The organism is Bauldia sp. (assembly GCF_965232525.1).
Classification (GTDB): Bacteria; Pseudomonadota; Alphaproteobacteria; order Rhizobiales; family Kaistiaceae; genus Bauldia.
Window position 1 is genome coordinate 807689 of the sequence record NZ_OZ246980.1, and the last position, 26622, is coordinate 834310.

A 26622-nucleotide genomic window follows, 5' to 3' on the forward strand; every position below is an offset into this window, starting at 1 on the left:
GGCCAGCGACCCATCGAAGGCTTCATGAATACCGACAACGCGATCCTGTTCGCCCTGTTCGCCGTGGTCTTCGCCATGATGATCTGGGGCCGGTTCCGCTACGACATTATCGCGTTCTCCGCTCTCATCATTGCCGCGATCGTCGGTGTCGTCCCCGCGAACGATGTCTTTTCCGGCTTCGGCCACCCGGCGACGATCATCGTCGCCATTGTGCTGGTGATCTCGCGCGGTCTGCTCAATTCCGGCGCGGTCAACTGGATCACCCGGGTGATCGCCGACGCCGGCCGCAGCCTCAGCGCGCATATCGCGGTGATGGCGACCATCGGGGCTGCGCTCTCGGCGTTCATGAACAACGTCGCCGCGCTGGCACTGCTGATGCCGGTCGAAATGACGGTCGCGGCCAAAGCCGGCCGCACGCCGGCGCTGACCCTGATGCCGCTCGCCTTCGCCACCATCCTCGGCGGCATGGTGACCCTGATCGGGACGCCACCCAACATCATCATCGGCGCCTATCGCGGCGAGGCGCTGGGGGAGAGTTTCGGCATGTTCTCCTTCGCGCCGGTCGGTCTGGTCTGCGCGGTGGTCGGCGTTGCCTATGTTGCGCTGATCGGCTGGCGGCTGATCCCTGCATCGAAGACCGACAAGGCGCCGACCGCGGACCTGCGCGAAATCCACGGTTACGTCGCCGAGCTCAACGTCCCGGAGAAATCGCCAACGGTCGGCCGAACCGTTGCCGATCTCGACGACGACGCGCATGAGGCCGGCGTCACCGTACTCGGCCTTATCCGCAACGGCCGTCGCCTCCCCGGTGGCGCGCGTCGCGCGGTGATCCAGGAGGCGGACGCGCTGGTCGTCGATGGCCCGGTGGAGGCGATCGATGCCCTGGTCGGCTCGCTCAAGCTTGAGTTCAGCGCCCGCGAGCGGGTCGAGAAAGACGGGAGCCCCGACCTCGCCCTGCTCGAGGTCGTCGTGCCCCGCGACTCCCGGCTCGACGGCCGCTCGGCCGGGTCGGTCGGTCTCAACCGCTTCACCGGCGTTGCCCTCCTTGGCGTCTCGCGGGAGGGCCGGCGGTTTCGGGAGCGGGTGCGGCAGCTCACGATCCATGCCGGCGACGTGCTGCTGCTGATCGGGCCGCCCGACCGCCTGTCGGTCGCCGCGAACTGGCTCAAGGCGTTGCCGCTTGCCGACCGTGGCATCGGCGTCACCCAGCACGGCCGCGCCGCCCTGGCGGTCGGCATCTTCGCCGCCGCCGTGGCGCTGGCCAGCCTCGGCCTGGTCGACCTGCCGGTGGCGCTTGGCGCCGTCGTCGGCCTCTACGTCATTTTCGATATCGTGCCGCTCCGCCAGGTCTACGAGGAGATCGAATGGCCGGTGGTGATCCTGCTCGGATCGATGATCCCGCTCGGCATCGCGCTCGAACAGTCCGGCGGCACGGCGCTGATCGCGGACGGCCTCGTTGGCCTCGCCGAAGGGCTGCCGGCCTGGGTCGTGTTGACCATCCTGATGATCGTGGTGATGACGCTGTCGGACGTGCTCAACAACACCGCGACAGCGGTTATCGGCGCACCGGTCGCCCTCGACATCGCCGAGATGCTCGGCACCAGCGCCGACCCGTTTCTGATGGCGGTCGCCGTCGCCTCGTCCTGCGCGTTCCTGACGCCGATCGGCCACAAGAACAACACGCTGATCCTCGGTCCGGGCGGATACGCCTTCGGCGACTACTGGCGGATGGGCCTGCCGCTCGAGATCATCATCGTCGCGGTCGGCGTCCCGGCGATCTTGGTGTTCTGGCCGCTTTAGGGCCGAACGCTCAGTTCGCGGCCGGTGCGGTCAGGGTCGACGGCACCACTTCCGAGCCACCCGTGAGCGTCGGCGCGTCTTCCGGCCAGAGGAAGGTACGTTCCACCTTGCGCCCAACCTCCGGCTCGCCTGTCTCGGTGACGGCAGCGGTCTCCACCGGGTCGGTTTCCGCCGGCGCAGGCTTGGCGCGAGGGGCCGGAGCCGCTGCCGGGGCCGCTGCGGCGGTGTCAGCCGGTTCCGGCGTCTCGGCCGGTGCCGCCGGGGCGGGTTCGGCGTTCCGCCGGGCAGAACGACGGCTGAAGATGCGCTCCATCACCGTCGGCTGGGCCGCCCGCTCCGCTTCCTCGGCGGCTTCCGCGGCCTGCTCTTCGGCGAGTTTCTGTTTCTGCTCGGCAAGCCGTGCGGCGTCTGCGTCCATCTTGGCGGCCACGGCAACGATCGCCGCTTCGTCCTGCGCCTGCTTCTCGGCCACCGCTGTCGCGATCCATTCAGGCACGGAGTATGTCGGGCAGGCGCCGGTGGGGCTGAAGCTGGCATTGCCGGCATCGGCGTTGAAGACGTAGCGCTTGCCGCAGACGTCGACCTTCGGGACCTTGCGGGTCACCTCGAAATGGTCGTAGCCGACCTTGAGGTTTTTCCAGAATTCCATGTTCGCGTCGCCGCGATGCTTGGCGAAGTTTTCCGGCGTCATGCGGAAGGGGAAGGCCTGGATCTGGAACGCCCTCTGGCCGCCTTTGAAGGCGTCGCGAGCGAGCGCGAAGATCTCGCCGGCGTCCTCGTCGGTCATCGAATAACAACCGGCCGATGAACAGCCGCCATGCACCATCAGATGCGACCCGGTGCGCTCGTGGGCCCGGTCGAAGGTGTTGGGGTAGCCGATGTTGAACGAGAGGTAGTATTTCGACTTCGGGTTCATCTGCGCCGGCTTGACCACGTAGAAGCCTTCCGGCGCCTGTCGGTCGCCTTCTTTCAGCTTTGGTCCCAGAACGCCGGACCATTTGCAGATATCGTAAGTCTTGAGGAGCGCGTAGCGGCCGTCGGGGCGCTCCTTCCAGATCTCCATCTCCGACTCTTCCTTGAAGATACGGACAAAGATCGGCGAGGTCTCCTTCATGCCGCTTTGTTTCATCTCGCCGACCAGCCTGTCGGAAACCGGGCGGATTTCCTTGGGAATCATCGATTCCTGGCAAGCAGCGAGGACAAATGCGGCGGCGCCGATGAGCGCGATCCGCCGTAAGGAGGAGAGTTTTACAAAGGCCATTCCCGTCCCCTGAACAGCACGTGCCCGCTATACCCCATCGCTCTCGTCCTAAGCACCCGATCTTGACAGGTGGTTACCGCGACGCAAGCCACAGTCAACTTCACAATTCGGCGATCATGAAGGCGACAGCATGGCACTGGTCGGACCTAGAGTGACCGCCCCATGGCCATGTATTTTTCTTCCCGTTCCCGGCGTACGTCCTCAGGCGAACGCTCGTCGAATGCGGCCAACGCGGCCTCGATCGCGTCGCCGGCGGCCGAAATCGTCTCGTCTGGCTTGCGATGCGCCCCGCCGACCGGCTCCTCGATGACTTGGTCGACCACGCCGAATTTGAGCAAATCCTCGGCGGTGATTCGCATGGCGGTGGCGGCATCCTCCGCCCGGCTCGAATCATGCCAGAGGATCGACGCGGAGGCCTCCGGTGAGGCGACCGTGTAGATGGCATGCTCGAGCATCAGGACCCGGTTCGCGGTCGCGATCGCCACCGCGCCGCCCGAGCCGCCCTCGCCGATCACCAGAGCGACACTCGGCACGCCGAGCGCCAGGCACGTCTTGGTCGACTGTGCGATCGCCTCGGCCTGACCGCGCTCCTCGGCGCCGACCCCGGGGTAAGCACCGGCGGTGTCGACCAGCGTCAGGACCGGCAGTGAAAACCGGTCGGCCAGCGCCATGATCCGGATTGCCTTGCGATACCCCTCGGGCCGCGCCATGCCGAAATTGTGCTTCAGCCGGCTTTCGGTGTCGGATCCTTTCTCGTGGCCGATGACCGCGATCCGCCGGCCGTTGAACCGTCCGAGACCGGCAACGATCGCCGCGTCCTCGGCGTACTGCCGGTCGCCGGCGAGCGGGGTGAAATCCTCGATCAGCCGGTCGGCGTAATCCTTGAAATGCGGCCGGTCCGGATGGCGGGCGACTTGGGTCTTCTGCCAGGGCGTCAGCTTGGCGTAGATGTCGGCAAGTGCCTGATCCGCCTTGACTTCGAGCCGTACGATTTCGTCGTTGATGGCGACCGCGTCGCCCTCGTCGCCAAGCGATCGGAGTTCCTGGACCTTACCCTGCAGATCGGCGACCGGTTTTTCGAAATCGAGGTATGTGTGCATGCGGGTCCAAGTGCCAACAAAGCCGTCGCCCGCCCACGGCAAGGCGGCGGCAAACTGGCCTTACCGTCTGGTCAAGTCAAGAAAATCCGGATGCGCTGTTTTAGCCGCTTTGCCGCCCAAGCGGATGGTGATCTTCGACCAGCGTCCGAAGTCTTTCCTCCAGGACGTGAGTGTAAATCTGGGTGGTGGAGATGTCGGCGTGGCCGAGAAGCTGTTGAACCACCCGCAGATCGGCACCGTTCTGCAGGAGATGGCTGGCGAAGGCATGGCGCAAGACATGCGGGGAGACCCGCGCGGCGTCGATATCGATCGAAACCGCAAGTGACTTGAGATCGCGGGCGAAGACCTGGCGGGTGAGATGGCCGGCTTTGCCGCCGGCGGGAAACAGCCAGCGGCTCTCGCGCGCGCCGGTATCGCGCCGCGCAGCGAGGTACGCGGCGACCGCGTCACGAGATGCGTCGGTCAAGGGGACCACGCGCTCGTGCCCGCCCTTGCCGCGCAAAGCGAAAACCCGGCTGTCGGCGGTGATCGCCGCCGCTGGCAGCGAGACCAGTTCCGAGACACGGAGCCCGGTCGCGTAGATCAGTTCGAGCAGGGCGTGGAGGCGGAGCGCCCTCAGCCGCGCGGTGGTCGACAGGTCGTCGCGGCGGGCCGCGGCTGCGGCGGCATCGAGAAGCCGGGTGACCTCAGCCTCGCGCAGGACCTTGGGCAGGCGGGCGGCCTTCTTGGGCCCGGCAACGGTGCCCGTCGGATCGTCGCCCCGGATTCCCTCGCCGTAGAGGAAGAGGTGGAACTGCCGTATCGCCGAGAGCCGCCGGGCCACCGTCGGTGGCGCAAGCCCCTGGTCGTCCAGGCCGGCGAGATAGGCACGGATCGTGCGCGCGCCCGCGAATGCGACTTCGGTGCTGCGATCGGCGAGATAGCGGACATAGTCGTCCAGATCCCGGCGGTAGGCGGCCAGCGTGTTGACCGAGGCCCCGCGTTCGGCGCTCATCATCTCCAGGAACGCCTCGACATGGCGACCGTCGGCGTTCATTGGGCGGGCGGCTCCGCCGCGTCGGTATCGGCGGCGACCGCCTCCGGTGGCGGCGGTTCGGGGGTCGGCCGGATAATCGGCACCGGATCGAGCCGGCTCGCCGGGATCCGAACCGTCATCTCCCGCGTTCGCGGCTCGACGAAATTGCCGAGATAGAACATCGCCGCGAAGACGACCGCGGCAATCAGCACCAGTATCGTCAGGAACCTGGCTATCGTCGGCATCGGCATTCCCGTATCGGCCACCGCTGGCGAGTGATGAGACCCTGCAACGGACGGCTCACCGTTTTCCTTCAACACCCGGACGGTTTCAAGCGATCCCCGGCACACCTTGACATTCCGGCCGAAAAGCGGCTCTAGCTCCGGCGTCAGGGACCCATGAACGACCAAGAAACGAACCGCCCACGCGCCGATCGGCGCGCCAATGACCGCGAATCGGTCGAGGCGCGCGTCGCCGAGCGCCTCGGCGGACGCACGATCGCGCTGGTCGGCATGATGGGCGCCGGGAAATCGTCGATCGGCCGGCGGCTGGCAGCACGGCTTGGTCTGCCCTTTGTCGACGCCGATGCCGAAATCGAACAAGCCGCTAACGCCACCATCAACGACATCTTCGAGCAATACGGCGAAGCTTATTTCCGCGACGGCGAACGCCGTGTCATCCAGCGCCTGCTCGACGGCAACCCCAAGGTGATCGCCACCGGCGGCGGCGCGTTCATTCAGCCCGATACCCGCGAGGCGATCCGTGACGGGGCGATCTCACTGTGGCTGAAGGCGGATCGCGATCTCATCCTGTCGCGGGTGCGGCGGCGGAGCAATCGACCGCTACTCAAGGCGGACGACCCGGCCGCTGTTGTCGACCGGCTGATCGCCGAGCGCTACCCGGTTTACGCGGAAGCGGACATCCACATCCAGTCACGCGATGTCGCCCACGAGGTGGTCATCGACGAGATCTTTACGACCCTCGATGCCTATCTCGACGACAAGCCGGACGAAGGCGGATCATGAACGACGATGCGGCGGCCGAGTCGCAAAAGGCGACACCGACGATCATCCCCGTCGATCTTGGCGATCGGTCCTATGACATCGTCATCGGCCGCGACACGATCGAAACCGCCGGTGAGGAAATCGCCCAGCGCCTGCCCGGGGCCCGTCTCGCGGTGGTCACCGACGCCACCGTTGCCGACCTCCACCTCTCCACTCTGACCAAGAGCCTCGACGCGTCGGGGATCGAGCACGTCGAAATCGTCGTCCAGCCCGGCGAAGGGTCGAAGAGTTTCGCCACGCTGGAGTCGGTAATCGACGACCTGCTGGCGGCAAGGATCGAGCGCGCCGATGCGGTCCTCGCCTTCGGCGGCGGTGTCGTCGGCGACCTCGCCGGGTTCGCCGCCGGGGTCGTTCTGCGTGGCGTCCACCTGATCCAGGTACCGACGACGCTGCTCGCCCAGATCGATTCCTCGGTGGGCGGCAAGACTGGGATCAACACTCCACGCGGCAAGAACCTGGCTGGCGTCTTCCACCAGCCCGATCTGGTCCTTGCCGATTCCGGCGTGCTCGACTCGCTGCCTCCGCGGATCTTCAATGCCGGCTACGCCGAAGTCGCCAAATACGCGATGATCCGCGACGCCGAATTCTTCGATTGGCTGGAGAACAATTGGCGCGCGGTGGCCGCCGGCTGGCCGGAGCGGGACGAAGCGATCGCCATCGCCTGCGGCGGCAAGGCGGAGATCGTCGCCGAGGACGAGCGTGAGAAGGGACAGCGCGCGCTCCTCAACCTCGGCCATACCTTCGGCCACGCCCTCGAAGCCGCGACCGGATATTCCGACCGGTTGCTTCACGGCGAGGGGGTCGCCATCGGCATGGTTCTCGCCCACGAGTTCTCCTTCCGGCTCGGCTATTGCAGCCAGGAGGAGGCGAGCCGGGTCGCGGCGCACTTGATCGACGTCGGCCTGCCGACCCGTATCCAGGACATCCGCGGCGATCTGCCCGATGCCGCCGCGCTGATGCGCCACATCGCCCAGGACAAGAAGGTCAAGCGCGGCAAGCTGACCTTCATCCTGACCCGCGGCATCGGCCAGGCCTTCATCGCCGACGACGTTCCCGGCGAGGCGGCGGAGGCCTTCCTCAAGGAGAAGCTGGACTCATGACCATCTGGCTGATCGCCCTGTCGATCCTGTTGCTGGTGGCGATTTCGGCTTTCTTCTCAGGCTCGGAAACCGCGCTAACGGCGACGTCCAAGGCCCGGATGATGCTGCTGGAGAAGTCCGGCGACCGGCGCGCCCGGATCGTCTCGCGGCTGATCGCCGATCGCGAGAGCCTGATCGGCGCCATCCTGCTCGGCAATAACGTCGTCAATATCCTTGCGTCAGCTCTGGCGACCAGCGTCTTCCTGAGCCTGTTCGGGCAGGCGGGCGTTGCTTATGCGACCATCGTGATGACCTTGCTGGTGCTGGTGTTCGGCGAGATTCTGCCCAAGACCCTCGCTATCGGCAGCCCCGACCGCGTCTCGCGCGCCGCCGCGCCGGTTCTCAGCGTCGTCGTTGCCGTGTTTTCGCCGATCGTCAGCACGGTTCAGATCCTCATCCGCGGGATCTTGCATCTGGTTGGCTGGAATGCCTCCGACGGCAAGGCGATCCTGACCGCCACGGACGAAATTCGCGGTCAGGTCGACCTCCTCCATGCCGAGGGCAGCGTGGTCAAGGACGAGCGCGACCGCCTCGGCGGCCTGCTCGATCTCGGCGAACTCGACGTCTCAGACGTCATGGTCCACCGAACCAACATGCACACCGTGAACGCCGCCGAATCCTCGGACAAGATTGTCGACGACATCCTGGCGAGCCCCTACACGCGGGTGCCGATCTGGGAGGGCGAGCCGGAGAACATCATCGGCGTCATCCATTCCAAGGATCTCCTGCGCATCCTCAAGGGCACGGGCGGCGACACTAGCGACATCGACGTCCGCGCGGTGGCCAAGCGACCGTGGTTCGTGCCGGACACCACGGCATTGAACGATCAGCTCAACGCGTTCCTGAAGCGCAAGGCGCATTTCGCCCTGGTGGTGGACGAGTACGGCGAAGTGCAGGGCCTCATCACTCTGGAAGACATCATCGAGGAGATCGTCGGCGAGATCGCCGACGAGCACGACCTGGAAATCCAGGGCGTCCGCCCCCAGCCGGACGGATCGGTCAATGCCGACGGCTCGGTGCCGATCCGCGACTTGAACCGCGTCATGGACTGGGACCTGCCCGATGAGGCCGCCACCACCATCGCTGGGTTGGTGATCCACGAAGCGCGGATTATCCCCGAGCCCGGCCAGGCCTTCACCTTTCACGGGTTTCGCTTCCAGGTCCTGCGCCGCAGCCGCAACCGGCTGACCGCGCTTCGCATCACGCCGCTCAAGCGGGAGGATCGCTCGCCGGCGCCCGCCTGACCCGCCCCTCCATCCGCCAGTGACACTTCCGCCGCATTTGCGCGGTTTCGTGGCGCGATTCCAAGCGAATAGGGGCGTTACCGATGGATTTCGATGTCATCATCGTCGGGGCAAGCTTCGCCGGGCTGGTCGCGGCCAAGACGGCGGCGGCGCGCGGGCTGAGCGTCGCGGTTATCGATGCCAAGCGCGAGCCCGGGGCGCGGGTCCACACCACTGGCATCCTGGTCCGCGAAGCGATCGACGAGATCGACCTTCCCGCCCATCTCACCCAGAAGGTGCCCGGCGTGCGGCTCTACGCGCCCAACCTCACCAGTGTCGACCTGTTCCGGCCGGGCTATGCCTTCTACACGACGCGCACTGCGGCCCTCTTGCGCTGGCTCGCCGACGAAGCCCGAGCCGCCGGCGCTCACCTTCTCTACGGTGTCCGTTTCGAGGGCGCCCGGGCCGAAGGCAACGGCATCCGCCTCGACGGCATCGATCTTCGCGCACGCTATCTGATCGGCGCCGACGGTGCCCGGTCGCGGGTCGCCCAATGCTTCGGGCTCGATGCCAACCGGCGGTTCCTCACCGGCCTCGAGGTCGCCTTCGAACCGGGCGACGCGGTCGACCGCCGCTTCCTGCACTGCTTCCTCAGCGCGTCGCTCGCGCCCGGATACATCGCCTGGGCCGCGCCCGGTCCGGATGCGGTACAGGTCGGCCTCGCCGTCCGCGACGGCCGCAAGCCGGACCTTGCCGCCTTCCTCGATGAGACACGATCGCTGTTCGACTGGGATGCCCGACGAATCATCGACCGGCGCAGCGGGCTCATCCCCTGCGGCGGACCGCTCCGCCGGACCTCGGCACCGGGCGTCCTGCTGATCGGCGACGCCGCCGGCTGGGTTTCGCCGTTGACCGGCGGCGGCATTCGCTTCGCCTTCCGCCTCGGCCGCAAGGCCGCCGCCTATATCGCCGATCACCTGCTCAACGCCGGCCCGGCGCCGGAGACGCTGCTCGCCCGCGAGGTTCCGGCGCTATCTTGGAAGCGTGCAGCCCGGCGGGCATTCGACCTCGTGCCGCCCGATCCCTTCGTCAATCTGGCGCTGTCGACGGCGATGGTGCGCAAGGCGGCGGAGCGGGTGTATTTCCACCGCCGCAGTGCCCAAGGCGTCGACCGGGAAGCCTACCGGCAATGGCTTGAAAAGGAGTTCGGCAAGACCGCCGCGCTGCCCGACCGCGATTCCAGCGCCCCGCGGCTCGTCTAGTCAGGCGTCCGGCGCCCGCGCATCGATCACCAGAGCATGTAGCCCGCGGGCGAATTCATCCCTCAGCGCGGCGTGCACCATGCGGTGGGCGGCAAGGCGGCTCTTGCCCCGAAACGCCTCGGAAACGACGACAACGCGAAAATGGGTTTCGCCCTCGGGCCGCGCGCCGGCATGCCCCTTGTGGCGATCCGATTCATCGACCACATTGACGCTCACCGGGTCGAACGCCTCGGTTAACGTCTGCGCAATCCTGTCCTCACCTGTCATCGTCCTCGAATCTGCCTTTCTTCGCGACTGGCCGCTTGTCGCCATCCTATCGGCTGATCATAATCTGTTCCCATGGACCTGAACTCGAAATATTTCGACCGGATTCGGATCAAGCCCGAGAGCGAAAAGCGGGCGGAATCCGAGCCGTCGTCGACGTGCGAATGGGAGGGCTGCAACAAGCCGGGCGGGTACCGGGCACCGAAGGGCCGCGGCCGTGAAGGCGAGTATCACAACTTCTGCCTCGAACACGTGCGCGCCTACAACAAGAGCTACAACTACTTCGCCGGGATGGCCGATGACGACATCGCCGACTACCAGCGGTCGGCCACGTTCGGCCATCGCCCGACCTGGAACGTCGGCGTCAATCGCGGCGCGGAAGCTGGCGCCAAGCCGAACTGGTCCGAATCGTTCATCGACCCGTTCGGTGTGTTCGGCGGCGCGTTCCGCCGGTCGAAGGACAGCGAGCCCGAGCCGGAGAGCCGGACGATCGGCAACTTCGCGCGGCGATCGTTCGAGGTGCTGGACCTGGAAGGAACCGAACCGGCCGACGCGATCAAAGCGCGGTACAAGGAACTGGTGAAACGCCACCATCCCGACGCCAACGGCGGGGATCGCAGTCTGGAGGATCGACTGCGGGAGATTATCCAAGCCTATAATTATCTGAAATCGGCCGGGTTCTGCTCGTGAGCGCGGCATCCACTCGGTCGGTTTAGCTGCGCCGCAACAAATTTCCCAAAACGCAGCCGATTCCTATATATACGGCCCATACCTCGGCTGCCGGTGCGCCAACCCCTCCGCGCCCGCGGCACATCCACGCCACTTCGAACCGACGGCGCTGGCCGGCGCCCTAGGGGGAAATGATGATCGAAGCAACAGACGAGCGGGCGCCCGCGCCCGACATGAAGATTTCCGTGCGGCAGGTCTTCGGGATCGACAGCGATCTGGAGGTCCCCGCCTATTCGAATGCGGACGAGCACGTCCCCGATCTCGATCCGGATTACCTGTTCGACCGGGAGACGACCCTCGCCATTCTCGCCGGCTTTGCCCACAATCGGCGCGTGCTGGTGTCGGGTTACCACGGCACCGGCAAGTCGACCCATGTCGAGCAAGTCGCCGCGCGGCTTAACTGGCCGTGCGTGCGGGTCAATCTCGACAGTCATATCAGCCGGATCGACCTGATCGGCCGCGACGCGATCGTGCTCAAGGACGGCCAGCAGCTCACCGAGTTCCGCGACGGCATCCTGCCGTGGGCGCTGAAACACAACATCGCGCTCTGCTTCGATGAATACGATGCCGGCCGGCCGGACGTGATGTTCGTCATCCAGCGGGTGCTGGAAGTCCAGGGCAAGCTGACACTGCTCGACCAGAACAAGGTGATCAAGCCGCACGAGGCGTTCCGCCTGTTCGCCACCGCCAACACCGTCGGTCTCGGCGACACCTCCGGCCTCTATCACGGCACCCAGCAGATCAATCAGGGCCAGATGGACCGCTGGTCGATCGTCACCACGCTCAACTATCTGCCCCACGACAAGGAAGTCGACATCGTCGCTGCCAAGGCGCCGACCTACCGCGACCCGCAGGGCCGCGAGGTGCTGGCCAAGATGGTGCGGGTCGCCGAGATGACCCGCAACGCCTTCATCAATGGCGATCTGTCGACGGTGATGAGTCCGCGGACGGTGATCACCTGGGCGGAAAACGCCGAAATCTTCGGCGATGTCGCCTTTGCCCTCAGGGTCACCTTCCTTAACAAGTGCGACGAGCTCGAACGGCCGCTGGTCGCCGAGTTCTACCAGCGCTGCTTCAACGAAGAGCTGCCTCAGTCGACGGCGAACGTTGTTCTGAGCTGAGCCGAGCCGTGGCCGGATCGAACGAGGCGCCCAAGGCGAAGCCCGCCGAAAGCCCGAACGAACCGTTCAAACGGGCGGTCGCCGGCTGCGTGCGCGCGATTTCCGGCCATCCGGACATCGAGGTTACATACGCCGCCGACCGACCGATGCTCGCCGGCAACAAGGCCCGCCTGCCCGAGCCGCCGCGCAAACCGACATTGACCGACATCGCCGTCACTCGTGGCCTCGGCGATTCCATTGCGCTCAGGCTCGCCTGCCACGACGCCAAGGTCCATCGCGCCAACCAGCCGGAGGGCAAGAACGCCCGCTCGGTCTTCGACGCGATCGAACAGGCGCGGGTCGAGGCCCTCGGCGCGCTGCGCATGCGCGGCGTATCCGAGAACCTCGCCGCGATGCTCGAGGACCGCTACCACCGCGGCAAATATGACGAGATCACCGATCGCGCCGATGCGCCGCTGGAGGACGCGGTGGCGATGATGGTGCGCGAGCGGCTGACCGGCGAGGCGCCGCCCGAATCGAGTCGCAAGATCGTCGATCTGTGGCGCGACTGGATCGAGGAACGCGCCGGCGACGATCTTACCCGCCTCGGCGAAACCATCGATGACCAGCAGCAGTTCGGTCTGACCGTGCGCGACCTGATCGCCGCGCTCGACATGGCCGACGAGCTCGGCGGCGAAAGCGGCGAAGACGATGAGGACGACAACGAAACCGGCGAGGCGGACGAGGACGAGGGCGCGTCCGACGCCGGCGAAGCAGCCGATGCGTCGAGCCCGGAGGAGATCGAGGCCGCCTCCGACGACTCCGAAACCGGCGAAGGCGAGGCTACCGAGGCCGATGCCGACGAGATGATGGAGGACTCCGAGCTCACCGACGCGCGCGAGGCCGGAGAATCGCGGCGCGCCGAGGCGCCGTTCTCCAACCTGCCGCCCGTCTCCGACTATCGCGCCTTCACCATCCGCTACGACGAAGTGATCCGCGCTGAGGAGCTGTGTGACGTTGCCGAACTCGACCGGCTGCGCGCCTATCTCGACAAGCAGCTCGCCAACCTGCAGGGCGCCGTCGGCCGCCTCGCCAACCGACTGCAGCGCCGGCTGATGGCGCAGCAGAACCGGGCATGGGATTTCGATCTCGAGGAAGGGATCATCGATGCCGCGCGGCTTTCCCGGGTGGTCACCGATCCGCTACATCCGCTTTCGTTCAAGGTCGAACGGGACACCGAGTTCCGCGACACGGTGGTTACGCTTCTCCTCGATAACTCCGGATCGATGCGCGGCCGGCCGATTACCGTCGCCGCCACCTGCGCCGACATCCTCGCCCGCACGCTGGAGCGCTGCGGCGTCAAGGTCGAGATCCTCGGCTTCACCACCCGCGCCTGGAAAGGCGGCCAGTCCCGCGAGGCGTGGCTGCAGGCCGGCAAGCCGCCGAACCCCGGCCGGCTCAACGATCTCCGTCACATCGTCTACAAGGCGGCCGACGCGCCGTGGCGCCGGTCGCGCCGCAATCTCGGCCTGATGATGCGCGAAGGCCTGCTCAAGGAAAACATCGACGGCGAGGCCCTCGCCTGGGCCCATTCGCGGCTGGTCGGGCGGCCGGAGCAGCGCAAGGTTCTGATGATGATTTCCGACGGCGCGCCGGTCGACGATTCGACCTTGTCGGTGAACCCCGGCAATTACCTGGAGCGCCACCTGCGCCACGTCATCGAGGAGATCGAGACGCGGTCGCCGGTGGAACTGCTGGCGATCGGCATCGGCCACGACGTCACCCGCTACTATCGGCGGGCGGTGACCATCGTCGACGCGGAGGAACTCGCCGGCGCAATGACCGAGAAGCTGGCCGAACTGTTCGCCGAGGAAGGACAGCAGATCCGGCCGCAGCGACAGCGCCGCCGACCGGTCATGACCATGCAATGACGATTCGCCCGCGTCGTTGGTTGCCCGGCGCCCTGGCGGCGACGGTTTGGCTTGGCGCCGCCATGGCAGCGATCGCGCCGGGCTTTCAGCCGATCCCGCTCACCGTCGAGCCGATCGACTCGTTTGGCCCGACTGACGCCGCGACTGGTAATCTGATATTTCGCGGCGGGCTGGCTCTGTCGTCGCCGGACCGGCGGTTCGGATCGCTCTCCGGCCTCGACTTCGCCTCGGATGGAACCCTCTACGCCGTCTCCGATCGTGGGCGTTGGTTCGCGGCGCGTCCGATCGAGCACGACGGTCGGCTGGCCGGCCTCGAAGAGGCCCGGATCGCCCCGATCCTCAATCATGGCGGCGTGCCCCTCGCCGGCAAGAAGTGGGGCGACGCCGAGGGACTGCGGATCGTCCGCACCGCCGAGGGTGACACCGCTTTTGTTGCCTTCGAACAGGTCAACGACCTGCGCGTCTTCGTCGGCAATGACTTCGCTCGCGTCGCCTCTGAACCGGTCGGCCTGCCCGCGTCACTGACCGCGATCCGGCGAAACGGTGGCCTTGAGACGGTCGCCGTGACCCGCGCTGATGGCCCGCATGCCGGCGCCCCGATCGTGATTGCCGAAAAGTCGCTCGACGCCGCCGGCAATCACCGCGCCTGGATCGTCAACGGCCCACGGGCCGGTGCGTTTTCGATCGCCCGCGACGGCGGTTTCGACATCACCGATGCCGCGGCGCTGCCGGACGGCGATCTTCTGATCCTCGAACGCGGACTCCAATTGCCGTTCGGGCTGGCCGTGCGCATCCGTCGCATCGCCGAATACGACATCGCGCCGGGCCGCGTCGCGACCGGCCCGGTGATCTTCGAGGCCGACCTGCGGAACCCGATCGATAACATGGAGGGGATCGCCGTCCGCACTGGAGACGACGGCGAGACCATCATCGCCCTGATATCGGACGACAACAACAACGGCCTGCAGCGGACGCTGCTGCTCTATTTTGCGCTTGTTGAATAAGGGCGCCGAAGCGCCCTGATCAGGCCTCTGGCTGGCTCGCGACCTGCTTCTCGATCTGCCGCTTCAGCCGCCGGGCAGTGGTCGAGAGCTGGCTGTCCCGAGCGGCGAGCAGAAACTTGTCGAGCCCGCCGCGATGTTCGACCGACCGCAGCGCATTGGCACTGATCTTCAGCCGTACCCGTCGACCGAGCACGTCGCTCAGGAGCGTGACTTGGTTGAGGTTAGGGAGAAACCGCCGACGCGTCTTGTTATTCGCGTGGCTGACATTGTTGCCGGTCTGGACCGCCTTGCCGGTCAACTCGCAGCGACGCGCCATCGTACTATCCTCTCGTTCGGGCGAACCTCTTGCCCCGTGGCAAGCAGGCGATTTGAGCCATGTCTGAAAGCGCGCATGCTATAGTGAGCCGTCCCCCGGCCGTCAAGGCAAGCTGGTCACGTGACCTGACCGCTCCGCCGTTGTAACAATCGAGTCATCGATGATCGGCGTGTCGAAGCCGCCGATCATATCAACGGGACGTCGGCACGCCGCCGGCGGATGGAGATTGATCCCGAGCCGCTGCACCATTCGCGTACCCCCCGGGCTCGGTTGTCGGCTGTCGGCCGCGTTGCTCGTCGCGCTGGTCGGTCTGAGCCCGGCGACCGCTGATACGACGACGACGCTCGACGCCACCTATACGATTTCCCTCGGTTCGATCGTCGTCGGACGCGCTACCGCTGAAAGCCGGTTCACCGGCGACGACTATATCGCGACCGTTACCGGCTCGACCGGCGGCGTCTCCCGCCTGGTGTCCGACGCCGAGGCGCGGCTTTCCGGCTACGGCCGAATCTCCGGCTCGTCGGTGCTGCCAGCGTCCTTCGACCTCGAGACCGCGGAAAGCGGCTTCAACACGTACGTCCACATGGACATTCACCGCGGCCAGATCACCAACCTGATCGCCATTCCGAGCCTCGCTGCGGCCCCCGACCGGGTGCCGGTGACAGCCACCCACAAAACCGACATCGTCGACCCGCTCGGCGCGTTCCTTGTTCCGCTCGACCGGGCCAATGCCCGGTCCGGCCGAGCGATCTGCGACCGGACCGTCAAGGTGTTCGATGGCTGGACGCGGTTCGACATCGAGCTCTTCTACAAGGCCACCAAGGCGGTCGACGGCCCGAGCAACACCTATGCCGGCCCGGTGATCGTCTGCGGCGCGCGCTACAAGCCGATCGCCGGCCATCGCACCAAGGACGACGCCCTGGAAGACCTCGTCGGCAACGATCGCCTCGAAGTGTGGCTCGCACCGGTCGGCGATTCGGTACTTGTGCCGTTCCGGATCGTGATCGGAACCCGGTGGGGCGACCTTGTCGTCCACGCCACCCGGTTCACCATCGCGTCGGTCGAGGACCGGGCGTCGCTTGACTGACCGCATGATTTCCCCACTATCCACAGCATCGCCGTCACACGGGACCGAGGCACCGTCATCGTGTTGTCATGATTCATGCGCTCGGAATCGCATCGGTGACGGTCAGGTGGCGGACGCCGCGCATGGCGATGAGATTCAAAATGTGGTGCTGTCAGTTCACCCAAGTGGCAAATCTCGTAGGGAACGGAGCAAGAAACCGTCTGAGTCAGCGATTCGGGCCACTTTTGTTCGGGACTCGTTCTACGCGTGGTCACGATTGACAAAAAACCGTCGCGTCATCCTGCCATGGGTGTGCTAAAACTGCGCCGCGCCGGCGGTCCTTGAGCTGCGACCGAATATCGACGGAGCCTTCAATCACTCATGACCCTGGTGTCGACACCCAGCGCCGCTCCGGCGAGCGGTAAGCTGGTCGCGGTCCTCGGACCGACCAATACCGGAAAGACCCACCTCGCGATCGAGCGGATGCTTGGCCACCAGACCGGCGTGATCGGCCTGCCGCTCAGGCTGCTCGCCGCAGAGGTGTATGGACGAATCGCCGCTCGGGCCGGTAGCGACGCAGTGGCGCTGATCACCGGCGAGGAGAAAATCATCCCGGAGAAGGCGCGCTACCGCGTCTGTACGGTCGAGGCGATGCCGTCCGAGACCGACGCCTCGTTCCTGGCTATCGACGAAATCCAGCTCGCCGGTGATCTTGAACGCGGACACGTCTTCACCGACCGGATGCTGCACCTGCGCGGCCGCGACGAGACCCTGCTATTGGGTGCGGCGACCATGCGCGGGATCGTCGAAAAGCTGTTCCCGACCGCCGACATCGTCACCCGGCCGCGGATGTCGTTCCTGAGCTACACCGGCCCGAAGAAGATCACCCGACTACCGCGGCGCTCGGCCATTGTCGCGTTTTCGGCCGATGACGTCTATGCCATCGCCGAGCTGGTTCGCCGCCAACGGGGCGGGGCGGCCGTGGTCCTCGGATCGCTGAGTCCGCGAGCCCGCAACGCCCAGGTCGAATTGTTCCAGTCCGGTGACGTCGACTTCCTGGTTGCCACCGACGCCATCGGCATGGGCCTCAACCTCGACGTCGATCACGTCGCCTTCGCCGCCGACCGCAAATTCGACGGTTTTCAGTTCCGCCGGCTCACCGCCGCCGAGTTCGGCCAGATCGCCGGCCGCGCCGGCCGCCACATGCGCGATGGCACCTTCGGCGTAACCAGCCGGGTCGATCCGATGGACGACGAGCTTGTGGCGGCGCTGGAAAGCCACGAGTTCGACTCGGTGAAAACGGCTCAGTGGCGGAGCCGCGATCTGGATATGTCGTCGCTCGACGACCTCAAGCACAGTCTCGACCAAACGCCCGACCGGCCGGCGCTCGCCAAGGCCCCGCCCACCGGCGACATCACGGTCCTCGAGGCGGCGGCCCGGGATCCGGCGATCCGCGATCTCGCGACGACGCCGGAGCGGGTCGCGCTGCTTTGGGCGGTTTGCCAGGTACCCGACTACCGCAAGATCGCGCCGGCCAATCACACCGAACTGGTCACTACCATCTTCAATTTCCTCGCCAAGGACGGGCGGATCGCCGACGACTGGTTCGCCGACCAGGTCGCCCACGCCGACCGTCAGGACGGCGACATCGACACCCTCGCCAACCGGATCGCCCATATCCGCACCTGGACCTTCGCCGCCAATCGCGCCGAGTGGCTCGGCGACCCGGAGCATTGGCAGGAACGGACCCGCGCCGTCGAGGATCGCCTGTCCGATGCCCTGCACGAGCGGTTGACCGCGCGCTTCGTCGATCGGCGCACCAGCGTGCTGCTGAAACGGCTCAAGGAAAACGCGATGTTGGACGCCGACATCACGGCGGACGGCGACGTGATGGTCGAGGGCCAGCACGTCGGTTCCCTCTCAGGGTTCCGGTTCGCGCCCGATGCGGCCGCCGACGGACCCGACGGCAAGGCGCTGCGGGCGGCCGCGGCCAAGGCCCTCGCCGGCGAGCTCGCCCGCCGGGCTGAGCGGGTCGCGGACGCTGCCAACACCGATTTTGCGCTCGCCACCGACGGATCGCTGCGCTGGCAGGGGGCGGTGATCGCCCGCCTCGTCGAAAGCGACGACGCCCTCAAGCCGCGGCTTCTGGTGCTGGCGGACGACGCCTTGACCCCGGCGTCACGGGACCGGGTTCAGGCGCGCATCGACCTCTGGCTTTCCAATCGCGCCGGGGAGCTGCTCAAGCCGCTATTCGATCTTCGCGAAGCGGAGACGCTGGCGCCGGCGGCGCGAGGCCTCGCGTTTCGCCTCGCGGAACGCTTCGGGATCATCGAGCGGCCCGAGATCGCCGAAGAGGTCCGGGCGTTGGATCAGGAGGCCCGTGCCGGTCTCCGGGCCCTCGGCGTCCGCTTCGGGGCCCACCACATCTACGTGCCGCAGCTGCTGAAGCCGGCGCCGAGCGCCTTGCTGGCGACCTTTTGGGTCCTGAAGCACGGCGAACTCGACGCCGCCACCGCCCTCATCGGTCTCGCCGCTTCCGGCCGCACCAGCTTCCCAGCCGACCCCAAGATCCCCGGCGACCTTTACCGCATCGTCGGCTACCGGGTCTGCGGCGACATGGCGATCCGGGTCGACATCCTCGAACGGCTCGCCGACCTGATCCGTCCCCTAATCGCCTGGCGCCCCACGGCAGAGGCGCCGGAGCCGCCCGAAGGCGCGGTGGCCGGCAACGGCTTCACCGTGACCGTGGCGATGACATCGCTGCTCGGTTGCTCCGGCGACGCCTTCGCGTCCGTGCTGCGGTCGCTCGGCTACCGCATGGAGCGGCGACCCAAGCCTGAGCCGGCCGTCGACGCGCCCACGACCGATACGGACGCGACAGCCACGGCAACGCCGGAGGAGAAGCCGGCCGCCGAGGCGGCAGCGGGCGCGGCGACCGGGACGGACACCGAAACAACCGCTGAAGCCGCCACTCCAGGCACCGACGCCGTCGCCACCGACGCCGCCGAACCGCCGCCATCTGAACCGACGACGGCCGAGACCGCCGATGCGGCGACGCCGGAGGCGGTCTCGCCCGAACCCGCCGCCGCCGAGGCTGTGGCCTCGCCCGCCGCCGCGGCGGTCGAACCGACCGCTGTGGAGGCACGATCGGAGCCGGACGAAGCAGCGGCGCCCGCTGAAGCGTCCGCCGAGCCGACAGAGGCCGCAAGGGAAACGTCCGCCGAGCCGGCAGAGGCCGCCAGTGCATCGTCAGACGCGTTGCAGCCGCAGGAAGAAGCCGAAACGAGCGAGGCGGAGCCGGCGTTCATCGAAATCTGGCGGCCGCAACGCTCCGGTAGGCCCGGTGGTCGGCGTGCCGGCGATCGCAAGGACAGGCCGGCTAAACGCGCCGATCGCAGCGACGCTGATGCTGGCCGTGGCAAGCCGCAGCGCCGTGGACGGCCAGCGAAGAAGGATGCCGACCGGCGCACGAAGTCCGATCGGCAGGGCAACCAGAGCCGCCGCCGGCCTCGGGAGGAGCGGCCCAAGCAGGCCGACCCGAACTCGCCATTCGCCGCGCTGGCCGCGCTCAAGGCCGAGCTCGAATCCCAGGACCGAGAGTAGCCCGTGACAGTCGAGCCGGACGGCGAGCGCCTCCGTATCGACAAGTGGCTGTGGTTCGCGCGATTGGCGCGAACCCGCACTTCCGCACAGAAGCTCGCCGTTTCGGGCAAGGTCCGGGTCAACCGCGAGAAGAACGCCAGCGCCAGCCGGACGATACGGGTCGGTGATGTGCTGACCGTTGCGCTTGATTCAGGGGTACGGGTCTTGCGGATTTTAGCGCTCGGTGAACGCCGCGGTCCGGCGACAGAGGCGCGAACGCTCTATGAAGATCTCGCGCCGCCGGAGCCCGGGCACAAGCGCCCGCCACCACCGTCCCGGGTCGGCCCTCGACCGACGAAACGGGACCGCCGAACGCTGGATCGCGAGACCGCTCGCGCGGCCAATCGACACGATTTTCCGCGTGACGACACTTGATCGAAATGGGGCTTTCGCCGCTGCTTTCCGGGCCGAACAGCCTTTCTTGCGCGCCCTTCTGAAACCATATACCCAACGAGCCTTCGGGCCGCGGGCGGGTCTATTCGTCAGTCGAGGAGTACCGGTGACCTACATCGTCAACGACAACTGCGTGCGCTGCAAATACATGGATTGCGTCGAGGTTTGCCCCGTCGACTGCTTCTATGAAGGCGAGAACATGCTGGTCATCCATCCGGACGAGTGCATCGACTGCGGCGTATGCGAACCGGAGTGCCCTGTCGACGCGATCAAGCCCGATACCGAGCCGGGTTTGGAGAAGTGGCTCAAGATCAACGCCGACTATGCGACAAAATGGCCCAACATCACGATCAAACGCGAGCCACCCTCGGACGCCAAGGAATATGAGGGCGTCGACGGCAAGTTCGAGAAGTACTTCTCGCCCGAGCCCGGCGAGGGAGATTGATCGCGTTAGGGAATGCTTGAAAAGTCAGTGTGTTGCGCACCGCACCATTGACATCGCTGCATTGCAGCGTTGCTTCGGCCGGTTACCATGCCGGCTGTAAACCATTGAAATTTCCTGTTTTTGTGCTATATTGCCACGTGTGTTGGAGTAACTAGGCGCTTCGCGCGCAGCTTGCGTGCTCGATTAGGCGCGACTTTTTCCCTGCGTTTGGCTGTGTGACCGGCCTGCCGGGCCGGAGCGGGAATTGTGTCGCCGCGATGCACGCGCGTGTATGCGTTCGTGCGCCTAGTGCCGAGTGGAGGCACGACTGTCATGGCAACGACCGCAACCCGAGCGAAGAAACCGGCAACGGGCCGCGCGGCGCCGAAGAAGGCGCCGGCGAAATCCGTGAAAGCGTCACGCGCAGCAGCTGCAAAGCCCGCGAAACGGACGGCGGCGAAAGCCGCGGTTACGCGAAAAGCTGTATCGAAGACCAAGGCGGCCACGGCCAAGAAGTCGACCGCGGCGCGGAAGCCGGCCGCTGCCAAGACCACGGCGCGCAAGAACCCTGTCAAATCGACGACCCGGAAGTCGACGGCCGCCGCCCGCACCAGCGCACGGAAGCCGGTGACGAAGAAGACAACGGCTGCCAAGACGACGAAGCCGAAGGCCACAGCCAAGACCACCAAGGCTAAGACAAGCGCGACAAAGACGACGAAAGCAAAGACGAAGGTAGCTCCGAAGGCCAAAGTGACGGCGAAAGCCAAAGCGACCCCGAAGAAGGCCACCGCCAGGAAGTCGGCATCGACCAAAGCGCCCGCGACCCGGGCCAAGGCGGCCAAGCCAAGCCGGAAGGCGGCCCCGAAAACCAAGTCTCAGGCGACCAAACCTGCGCCCAGGAAGACGGCGGCCAAGGCCAAGCCGTCAACAGCGGCAGCAGCGAAGACGACCGCTAAATCGGCGGCACCGGCGGCGACGACGAAGACCGTGGCGGCGAAGACGGCATCCAAGCCGACTGCCGCCCGCCCCACACCCGTTGACACCAAAGCGCGCCTCCCCGCGCAGAATGGAGCAGAAACCAGCATGCCAGCAAAGAAGCCGAACGTCCGTTCGGAGTTTAAGACCGGAGAACACATCGTTTATCCGGCCCACGGCGTCGGCCGCATTGTCGGGATCGATACCCAGGAAGTGGCGGGTATCAAGCTCGACCTCTACGTGATCTCCTTCATCAAGGATAAGATGACCTTGCGTGTCCCGGTGCCGAAGGCGACATCGGTCGGCATGCGCAAGCTCGCCGATCAGCCGACGGTGAAGAAGGCGCTCGAAACCGTGCGCGGCCGCGCCCGCATCAAACGAACGATGTGGAGCCGGCGGGCCCAGGAATATGAGGCCAAGATCAACTCCGGCGATCTGATCGCGATCGCGGAAGTGGTCAGGGATCTTTACAGGTCGGAAAATCAGCCCGAGCAGTCCTACAGCGAGCGACAGCTCTACGAAGCCGCGTTGGACCGTATGGCGCGAGAGATTTCGTCGGTCGGGCGCATCTCGGAAACCGAGGCAATCCGCCAGATTGAGCAGAACCTGGCGAAGAGCCCGCGCCGTGGCGCCAAGCCGGAAACGGTCGAGGCTCAAGAAAAAGCTGCATAGCTCTTCTTAAAATCTGTCAAAAATTTACAGGGCGCCGGAGTGATCCGGCGCCCTTTTCTTTTCGTATGGAATCATAGACTTGGCCTGCTCACACAGGGTTTCACGGTTTTGTGTGAATACATGGCTGAAAATTCTGCGTACTTTTGTCGGACTAAATCAAACCGCTGAACAAAATGCGGGCAGGGACCATGGCCAACGGAACGCGAAACGATTTCATCAAAATCGCAATGAAGGCGCCCTATCTGGAGCGCGAGGAGGAACACGACCTTGCCGTGCGGTGGCGTGAGGCGGACGATCAGGAAGCCATGCACCGCCTCACTCAGGCCCATATGCGGCTGGTCGTCGCGATAGCGGCACGCTTCCGTAACTTCGGCCTGCCGATGAGCGACCTGATCCAGGAGGGTCACGTCGGGCTTCTGCAGGCCGCCGCCAAGTTCGAACCGGAACGCGAGGTGCGATTTTCGACCTACGCAACCTGGTGGATCCGGGCCTCCGTCCAGGACTACATCCTGCGCAACTGGTCGATCGTGCGCGGCGGCACGTCGTCATCGCAAAAGGCGCTGTTCTTCAATCTCCGCCGCCTGAGGGCCCGACTGTCCCAGTCGCCGGATCCGAGGCCGCGCGAGATCATCTACACCGAGATCGCCGACGCCGTAGGCGTTTCACGCAATGACGTGGAGGTGATGGACTCGCGTCTGTCGGGCCCGGATACCTCGCTCAACGCGCCGATCCACGAAACCGAAAGCGGGACATCGAACCGCCAGGACTTCCTCGTCGACGACGTCCCGCTTCCCGACGAGAACGCCAGCCGGTCGATCGACACCGAGCGGCGTCTCGAATGGCTGAAATCCGCGATGGAGGTCCTCAACGAGCGCGAACTGAAGATCGTCACGGAACGACGGCTGAGGGACGAAGGTGCGACGCTCGAGTCCCTCGGCGAGGCGCTCGGCATCTCCAAGGAACGGGTTCGCCAGATCGAAAACCGCGCCCTGGAGAAGCTGCGCGCGGCGCTCCTGCGCGAGGACCCGGACAGGGCCAACTTCCTGTAGGCCGCACGCGATCGGCTCTCGTCACAATCTCTGTGCGACGGAACTAGGCTAGTCGTTCGGCTCCTGCGGCCAACTGGCCCACCAATCGGATCAGTAGTGTTCACAAACCAGATCGCTCCGCGCATAATCGGGGCGGTCCACATCGTCATTTGACAAATTTGCCCGGCCGCTGCTCTGGCCGGGTTCGAGAATCAGCAAAGGCATAGCGATCATGAAATTTCACAGTGCGGTGGCAGCAGTCGCGATCCTCCTCGTTTGCGGGGGCGGTCAAGCCGTGTCCGGCGATCTCACCTTTGTCTGTGGAGGTGGAAAATCAAGCTGCGACATGACATCCGATCCGGCGAATGAGATCGACCCGGGTCAAACAAAGACCTTCAAGTCGATTTGCATGAAGTCCGGTCAGAGAAAAACCCCGTCAGGCATGATCTGCGGACCAATGAACCAGGACGACACGGTCAACTGTGGTGCAACCCATCAGGACGGCATTAACTTGGAGTGCCAGTGCAACAATTATGGAAAATGGGACTACAACGGAAACGTCGAAGCGAAAATATCCTGCGATTGGTCGTGAACTAAACCTATTGGCTTGGCTCCGACGCTCGCTCCCATTTGCACTTATCTGTCAAGCAGTTGACGGAGCCACTCGTTCTGCTGCACAGAGATTATGACTCAAACAAACAAAATCACTGTGTCGAGGCGCTAGTGGAACGAATTTGACATTTGAGTCCCATGTGCGGCCAAGCTCTCGCTCAAATGTCGAATTCAAAAGTTCCACTAGAAACATAGACTTGCTAGTGGTTCTTATGACTCCGACATTTGCCTGAGCGGGTGTTGCAAGGGGTAGCAAATGTCGGAGTCGAACCACTAGCGATCGGTGACGATCTTGACCTTGGAGCCCGGTGCGATCGGAGCGCCGGGCTTGAGATTGTTGAGCGCCTGAAGCAGCGCCTGAGGCCGGTCGACCCCCCGCATCCGCTGTGCCAGCGAGGCCTGGGTATCGCCGGCTCGCGCGGTGAAAACCTTAATCCGCAACGGCTTGAGCCGGGCAAGCTCGCGCTGATCGAGCTGGCGAAAGCTCGAAACGGTCAGGGTCGCCGCCTCGTCGAGCCCTTGCGTCGCCGCTTCGTTGGCGAAGATGAAGCGGTAGGTCGCGCCGCTGTCCGCCTGGATGATGGCGATCCGGAACGCCCAGCCCTTGGCGCTGGCATTGGCGGAGGCGGCCGGCATGCCGTTGACGGTGAAGCGGCGGATGCTGCCGGTATCGAGGCCGTTGACCCAGCCCGACGCCAAATACTGGCCGAGGTCAGCGCCACGAACCAGCGCCACGGCGTCGAAACGAAGCGCCGTGCCGTCGGCACCGGTCGCCAGCACCGCATCGCTGGTGTTGTCGATGACGAAACCGTCGGGAACCGAGAAGCCGACCCGCAGCGAGGGGTGAATGAAGGTGCGGTCGCGGACATAGCCCTGGCTCGGATCGTCGCCGAAGATCGCACCGTCGAGGCCGTCGAGGTAGCGCTCCCGGTCGGTGTCGCCGATTCCCGGCGCGCCGAATGCCCGTGCCGCCCGCGTGGCGAACTCGACCCGTTCCGGCGTCGAGGGATGCGAAGCGAGGAAATCGGGCGCCTTTTCCATCGTCGGGCCGGTCGAGACCTTGTGGGCGGCGAAGCGCGCCATGGTCGTCAGGAAGCGCGCCGCGGCGAACGGATCGTAGCCGGCCCGGCCGATGGTCTTGACCCCCATGGCGTCGGCTTCCAGCTCCTGCTGGCGGGAGAAGCTGGCCAGCGACCGCTGGCTCGACGCCAGCGCCAGGCGGCCGCCGGTATCGTCATCGAGGACGTCGGTCACCACCCGGCTGACGATCACCGCGTTGCGCGCCTTGTTCTGCCGCTCGACCGCGTGGTTGGCCGTGACATGGGCCATCTCGTGCGCCAGCACCGCCGCCACCTCGGCCGAGTCGTTGGCGAGCGTCAGCAGGCCGCGCGTGACATAGAGATAGCCGCCGGGTAACGCGAAAGCGTTGATCGCCGGTGCGTTGAGAATGGTGATCCGGTAGGGCTGGTCCGGCTCGTCGGATGCGGCGACGACGCGGCCGACGATGCGGGCGACCGTCCGTTCGAGGGCGTCGTCCCGGTAGATACCGCCATAGGCGGCAACAATCCGGGCATGCTCCTCGGGGCCGGCATTGAGGTCACCACCGATGATGGAGGCGTTCGGACCGGTGGTTCCGGCCGTCATCAGCGTGGTGCAGCCCGCCAGCACCACGGCCGCGACCAACAGACCGGCCAGCGCGCGCAGGCGACCGATTCCCGATCCGTTCCGGTCGTGTGTGGCGCTCGCTGTCATGACCGTTTGTCTAGCACCTCGATCACGGCCGGATGGTTAACCCGGATCGCCGGTCCGCCGCTTTCTTCCACAACACCGCGCACCCGGACCCGCTCGCCGACCAGATCGTCGAGGATCAGCCCGTATTCGGCAAAGCGATCGACCAGCTTCTTCGGCACCATGACCGTGAAGTCGCGTCGGTAGTCGCGGCCGAAATCGAGGAAGATCATGGACGAGCCGTGTCCGACCGAGAGCACCCGACCTTCGATGATCTCATATAAGCCGTTTCGGCCGGAAAGCGAAGAATCATCAGCTGCGCGAACGGCGGTTTTCGGGTCGGACCACAGTCCTTTTCCGGCGCTCCGCGCTCGCGATTCGGCCGCAAGAAGCGCCGGAAAACAGGGGTCCTCGACAAGGAACGTTCGCACCCGGGCGAGCCCGGCCGCCACCAGGTCGCCCTGGATCCACGAGCCATCCGCGCCGAACGCGTGGACGTGGCGGCGACCATAGCGATCGGCGCCAAAGCCGGTTGCGGTGATCCCGACCGTGCCGCCGCCCATGAGGCCCCGGGTCCGGTCCGCGGCGGCCCGCGCCCAATCGGCAGCGAACTGCCCAGCTTTGGCGGCCTCGATCCCCGCCAGGTGCAGCGTATCGCCGGCGTCGGTGCGCAGCGTATCGCCGTCGACGACCTCGACCACCCCGACCGTCTCGGTGGCGGTTATCGGGCAGGCGCTCGCACCCGGCGCCGCCGCCAATGGCGGGGCGGAAAACACAATCGCGGCCACGATGAGTCGTTCAGCCCGCATTCGCCCGATCCGACCGTTGCCGGCCGGTTCTTGTTGTTTCAGGCGCTGGAATCGCACCGCAATTC

The 26622-nt window shown here is 65.8% G+C and carries 24 protein-coding genes; 16 read left to right on the forward strand and 8 right to left on the reverse strand.

The features are described from left to right. The first annotated feature begins 24 nt into the window (after nucleotides 1-24). On the forward strand, nucleotides 25-1800 hold the full coding sequence (locus tag ACO076_RS03840; protein WP_421725410.1) for an SLC13 family permease: 1776 nt from the start codon (nucleotides 25-27) through the stop codon (nucleotides 1798-1800). Between the two features lie 10 nt (nucleotides 1801-1810). On the opposite strand, the gene ACO076_RS03845 is transcribed toward ACO076_RS03840, so the two are convergent. The 4 genes from ACO076_RS03845 to ACO076_RS03860 all read right to left on the reverse strand — a co-directional run bounded on the left by ACO076_RS03845 (nucleotide 1811) and on the right by ACO076_RS03860 (nucleotide 5421). Further along, the gene (locus ACO076_RS03845) at nucleotides 1811-3061 is read right to left on the reverse strand and encodes a L,D-transpeptidase family protein (RefSeq protein ID WP_421725411.1); all 1251 of its coding nucleotides are present in this window, start codon (nucleotides 3059-3061) and stop codon (nucleotides 1811-1813) included. A gap of 146 nt (nucleotides 3062-3207) precedes the next feature. Further along, the gene (locus ACO076_RS03850) at nucleotides 3208-4161 is read right to left on the reverse strand and encodes an acetyl-CoA carboxylase carboxyltransferase subunit alpha (RefSeq protein ID WP_421725412.1); all 954 of its coding nucleotides are present in this window, start codon (nucleotides 4159-4161) and stop codon (nucleotides 3208-3210) included. Nucleotides 4162-4261: 100 nt separating this feature from the next. Further along, nucleotides 4262-5197, reverse strand: a complete 936-nt coding sequence (locus ACO076_RS03855) for a site-specific tyrosine recombinase XerD (protein WP_421725413.1) — start codon at nucleotides 5195-5197, stop codon at nucleotides 4262-4264. Continuing rightward, nucleotides 5194-5421 carry a hypothetical protein gene (locus tag ACO076_RS03860; RefSeq protein WP_421725414.1) on the reverse strand — a complete coding sequence of 76 codons (228 nt, stop codon included), beginning with the start codon at nucleotides 5419-5421 and terminating at the stop codon, nucleotides 5194-5196. Before ACO076_RS03860 ends, ACO076_RS03855 begins: the two co-directional genes overlap by 4 nt. A gap of 153 nt (nucleotides 5422-5574) precedes the next feature. Here ACO076_RS03860 and ACO076_RS03865 point away from each other — a divergent pair, with 153 nt between their 5' ends. From ACO076_RS03865 to ACO076_RS03880, 4 genes are all read left to right on the forward strand, one after another. Further along, nucleotides 5575-6201 carry a shikimate kinase gene (locus ACO076_RS03865; RefSeq protein WP_421725415.1) on the forward strand — a complete coding sequence of 209 codons (627 nt, stop codon included), beginning with the start codon at nucleotides 5575-5577 and terminating at the stop codon, nucleotides 6199-6201. Then, nucleotides 6198-7340: a 3-dehydroquinate synthase gene (gene aroB / locus ACO076_RS03870; protein ID WP_421725416.1), complete on the forward strand. Its 1143-nt coding sequence runs from the start codon at nucleotides 6198-6200 to the stop codon at nucleotides 7338-7340. Before ACO076_RS03865 ends, aroB begins: the two co-directional genes overlap by 4 nt. Next, nucleotides 7337-8623: an HlyC/CorC family transporter gene (locus tag ACO076_RS03875; RefSeq protein ID WP_421725417.1), complete on the forward strand. Its 1287-nt coding sequence runs from the start codon at nucleotides 7337-7339 to the stop codon at nucleotides 8621-8623. The genes aroB and ACO076_RS03875 overlap by 4 nt, the downstream gene beginning before the upstream one ends. An 83-nt stretch (nucleotides 8624-8706) precedes the next feature. Continuing rightward, complete coding sequence (locus ACO076_RS03880; RefSeq protein WP_421725418.1) at nucleotides 8707-9864, forward strand: NAD(P)/FAD-dependent oxidoreductase; 1158 nt, start codon at nucleotides 8707-8709, stop codon at nucleotides 9862-9864. Here ACO076_RS03880 and ACO076_RS03885 read toward each other — a convergent pair whose 3' ends face one another. Beyond that, nucleotides 9865-10131: a BolA family protein gene (locus ACO076_RS03885; protein ID WP_421725419.1), complete on the reverse strand. Its 267-nt coding sequence runs from the start codon at nucleotides 10129-10131 to the stop codon at nucleotides 9865-9867. A gap of 72 nt (nucleotides 10132-10203) precedes the next feature. On the opposite strand from ACO076_RS03885, the gene ACO076_RS03890 reads away from it, so the two are divergent. The 4 genes from ACO076_RS03890 to ACO076_RS03905 all read left to right on the forward strand — a co-directional run bounded on the left by ACO076_RS03890 (nucleotide 10204) and on the right by ACO076_RS03905 (nucleotide 14892). Further along, on the forward strand, nucleotides 10204-10818 hold the full coding sequence (locus tag ACO076_RS03890; RefSeq protein WP_421725420.1) for a J domain-containing protein: 615 nt from the start codon (nucleotides 10204-10206) through the stop codon (nucleotides 10816-10818). 173 nt (nucleotides 10819-10991) lie between these two features. Beyond that, a complete protein-coding gene (gene cobS / locus ACO076_RS03895; RefSeq protein ID WP_421725421.1) occupies nucleotides 10992-11978 on the forward strand; it encodes a cobaltochelatase subunit CobS in 987 nt (328 codons plus the stop codon). An 8-nt stretch (nucleotides 11979-11986) separates the two neighbouring features. Next, nucleotides 11987-13888, forward strand: a complete 1902-nt coding sequence (gene cobT, locus ACO076_RS03900; RefSeq protein ID WP_421725422.1) for a cobaltochelatase subunit CobT — start codon at nucleotides 11987-11989, stop codon at nucleotides 13886-13888. Continuing rightward, nucleotides 13885-14892: an esterase-like activity of phytase family protein gene (locus ACO076_RS03905; protein ID WP_421725423.1), complete on the forward strand. Its 1008-nt coding sequence runs from the start codon at nucleotides 13885-13887 to the stop codon at nucleotides 14890-14892. The genes cobT and ACO076_RS03905 overlap by 4 nt, the downstream gene beginning before the upstream one ends. A 19-nt stretch (nucleotides 14893-14911) precedes the next feature. Here ACO076_RS03905 and rpmB read toward each other — a convergent pair whose 3' ends face one another. Next, on the reverse strand, nucleotides 14912-15208 hold the full coding sequence (rpmB, locus tag ACO076_RS03910; protein WP_421725424.1) for a 50S ribosomal protein L28: 297 nt from the start codon (nucleotides 15206-15208) through the stop codon (nucleotides 14912-14914). A gap of 226 nt (nucleotides 15209-15434) precedes the next feature. Between rpmB and ACO076_RS03915 the strand changes: the two genes are divergently transcribed. The 7 genes from ACO076_RS03915 to ACO076_RS03945 all read left to right on the forward strand — a co-directional run bounded on the left by ACO076_RS03915 (nucleotide 15435) and on the right by ACO076_RS03945 (nucleotide 24000). After that, a complete protein-coding gene (locus ACO076_RS03915) occupies nucleotides 15435-16295 on the forward strand; it encodes a DUF3108 domain-containing protein (RefSeq protein ID WP_421725425.1) in 861 nt (286 codons plus the stop codon). A gap of 360 nt (nucleotides 16296-16655) precedes the next feature. Further along, the gene (locus tag ACO076_RS03920; protein WP_421725426.1) at nucleotides 16656-19877 is read left to right on the forward strand and encodes a helicase-related protein; all 3222 of its coding nucleotides are present in this window, start codon (nucleotides 16656-16658) and stop codon (nucleotides 19875-19877) included. Between the two features lie 3 nt (nucleotides 19878-19880). Then, the gene (locus ACO076_RS03925) at nucleotides 19881-20291 is read left to right on the forward strand and encodes an RNA-binding S4 domain-containing protein (protein ID WP_421725427.1); all 411 of its coding nucleotides are present in this window, start codon (nucleotides 19881-19883) and stop codon (nucleotides 20289-20291) included. 124 nt (nucleotides 20292-20415) lie between these two features. Next, nucleotides 20416-20754: a ferredoxin FdxA gene (gene fdxA / locus ACO076_RS03930; RefSeq protein ID WP_421725428.1), complete on the forward strand. Its 339-nt coding sequence runs from the start codon at nucleotides 20416-20418 to the stop codon at nucleotides 20752-20754. 312 nt (nucleotides 20755-21066) lie between these two features. Further along, nucleotides 21067-22380 (forward strand): CarD family transcriptional regulator, encoded by a 1314-nt coding sequence (locus ACO076_RS03935; protein ID WP_421725429.1) that lies wholly within the window; start codon nucleotides 21067-21069, stop codon nucleotides 22378-22380. Nucleotides 22381-22568: 188 nt separating this feature from the next. Further along, nucleotides 22569-23429, forward strand: coding sequence for an RNA polymerase factor sigma-32 (locus tag ACO076_RS03940; protein ID WP_421725430.1), 861 nt, complete (start codon nucleotides 22569-22571; stop codon nucleotides 23427-23429). A gap of 211 nt (nucleotides 23430-23640) precedes the next feature. Next, nucleotides 23641-24000 (forward strand): hypothetical protein, encoded by a 360-nt coding sequence (locus ACO076_RS03945; RefSeq protein WP_421725431.1) that lies wholly within the window; start codon nucleotides 23641-23643, stop codon nucleotides 23998-24000. Nucleotides 24001-24293: 293 nt separating this feature from the next. Here the strand turns inward: ACO076_RS03945 and ACO076_RS03950 are convergent, their stop codons facing one another. Both ACO076_RS03950 and ACO076_RS03955 read right to left on the reverse strand, forming a co-directional pair. Then, the gene (locus tag ACO076_RS03950) at nucleotides 24294-25772 is read right to left on the reverse strand and encodes a M48 family metalloprotease (RefSeq protein ID WP_421725432.1); all 1479 of its coding nucleotides are present in this window, start codon (nucleotides 25770-25772) and stop codon (nucleotides 24294-24296) included. Beyond that, complete coding sequence (locus ACO076_RS03955; RefSeq protein ID WP_421725433.1) at nucleotides 25769-26557, reverse strand: thermonuclease family protein; 789 nt, start codon at nucleotides 26555-26557, stop codon at nucleotides 25769-25771. The genes ACO076_RS03950 and ACO076_RS03955 overlap by 4 nt, the downstream gene beginning before the upstream one ends. Nucleotides 26558-26622 lie beyond the last annotated feature (65 nt).